A 1454-nucleotide genomic window follows, 5' to 3' on the forward strand; every position below is an offset into this window, starting at 1 on the left:
GGCCACAAAGTCGTCGCTGGTTTCGACGGCGGCGCGATCACCTCGGATGCCGGTGGGCTGCTGCTTCGCCACGTCGATGCGGCCATCGGGCTGTTCGACCGGGTGGCCGCCTGCTTCGTTGATGGCCGCGATCGCAAGTGCACGGTCCACAGCACGCGCACGCTGGTCGGGCAGCGCATTGCGGCGATCGCGCTGGGCTATGAGGATGTCGATGATCACGACACGCTGCGCCACGACCCGGTGCTTGCGCTGCTGTCGGAGCGGCTGACGCCGAAGCGGCAAGACTGTGCAGTGCTTGCCGGCAAATCCACCTTGAACCGGCTGGAGCACGGCCGCCCCGGCGCGCCAACGCGCTATCACAAGATCGCCTATGACGCCGGGGCTCTGGAAGCGCTGTTCGTGGAGCTGTTCCTGGATGCACACGACAGGCCGCCAGAGGAGATCGTGCTCGACCTCGACGCCACCGATGATCGGCTGCATGGCCATCAGGAAGGGCGGTTCTTCCACGGCTATTATGACGGCTATTGCTATCTGCCGCTCTACATCTTTTGCGGCCGACATCTGCTTTCGGCCAAGCTGCGGCGCTCCAACATCGACGCCAGCGCCGGCGCGGTCGAGGAGGTCGGACGGATCGTCAAGCAAATCCGCACGCGCTGGCCTGGCGTGCGCATCGTTCTGCGCGCCGATTCCGGCTTTGCCCGCGACGAACTGATGGACTGGTGCGAGAGCAATCAGATCGACTATGTCTTTGGTCTTGCCCGCAACAAGCGGCTGGAAAAGGAGATCGCCGAGGCCCTGGAGGACGCGCGCCTGGAGGCCGGGACAAGCGGCCAGGCGGCCCGCGTCTTCCGCGACTTCCTGTGGTCGACGAAGGACAGCTGGTCACGCCGACGGCGGGTCGTCGCCAAAGCCGAATGGACGATGGCGGCCCCCAATCCGCGCTTCGTCGTCACCTCGCTGGAACCGGAATGCTGGGCGGCACAACCGCTTTACGAGGAACTTTACTGCGCCCGCGGCGACATGGAGAACCGCATCAAAGAATGCCAGCTCGATCTCTATGCCGACCGCACCAGCGCCCACACCATGCGCGCCAATCAGTTGCGGCTCTGGTTTGCCTCGTTGGCCTATGTATTGATCGGTGCGCTACGTCGCCTCGGCCTCGCTCATACCCGGCTTGCCGATGCCACCTGCGGCACGATCCGATTGAAGCTGTTGAAGATCGGCGCGCAGGTCCGCGTCTCAGTCCGCCGCATCAAGGTGGCGATGGCTTCGGCCTGCCCCTATGCCGAGGAGTTTGCTCTGGCTCACGCCCGAATATGCGCTGCGGCCCGATGATGCCGCCGGACCTGAACCCACCCACCCACCAACGAAAAAGGATACATCACCGGCCCAGACAAAACGCCCCACAGCGCGGCGACGGCCGCGCGCGTCTTCGGCGGCCAGCCCAGCCCCGA

Annotated in this window: 1 protein-coding gene; it reads left to right on the top strand. The window is 65.2% G+C overall.

Annotation, left to right across the window (positions count from 1 at the left end):
• Nucleotides 1-1335 (top strand): IS1380 family transposase (locus V8P77_RS34645; protein ID WP_335916755.1); only part of this gene is annotated, 1335 nt, incomplete at its 5' end.
• Nucleotides 1336-1454: the final 119 nt, after the last annotated feature.

The sequence above is a fragment of the Rhizobium aouanii genome, from assembly GCF_037002925.1.
GTDB lineage: Bacteria > Pseudomonadota > Alphaproteobacteria > Rhizobiales > Rhizobiaceae > Rhizobium > Rhizobium aouanii.